General features: G+C 41.9%; 1 pseudogene. It reads left to right on the top strand.

Features of this window, described 5'->3' with window-relative positions:
- Positions 1-218 precede the first annotated feature (218 nt).
- Positions 219-394 (top strand): annotated as a pseudogene (locus PGS10_RS24975) (GNAT family N-acetyltransferase); the annotation flags it as partial.

Below are 394 nucleotides of genomic sequence, written 5' to 3'. Positions count from 1 at the left end.
AACAGTAATACGTTACCTCAGATAGTGTGGTTTGCTCTTCGCTCAGACTGGAGCTTAAACTCAGTTGGTTCATCCGCGCAGTGCCAAAAACTGCCTCTGACTGCTTGTTAACCGCGCCTCCTATTGTATAGATATTTTCTGTACATCAAGATACATTGAGATAGCTATTTAATGGCTTAAATAGTAATAGACACTAAGTTCAGGAAGGAAAAGTGCTGATGCCAATACCTATTCTCTATACAGAACGCTTACTGTTAAAACCATTATCCTCAGAAGATGCCTCACAAATTCAGATACTTTATCCTCGCTGGGAGATTGTTCGGTACATGGTCTCATCAGTACCGTGGCCCTATCCGGATAATGGCGCCGAGAATTATGTCAATAACGTTGCCTT

Origin of the sequence: Klebsiella sp. 141153 (genome assembly GCF_032601995.1) — a bacterium.
In the GTDB taxonomy this organism is placed as follows: Bacteria; Pseudomonadota; Gammaproteobacteria; order Enterobacterales; family Enterobacteriaceae; genus Klebsiella; species Klebsiella aerogenes.
This window is presented reverse-complemented; position numbering and strand designations above follow the sequence as displayed.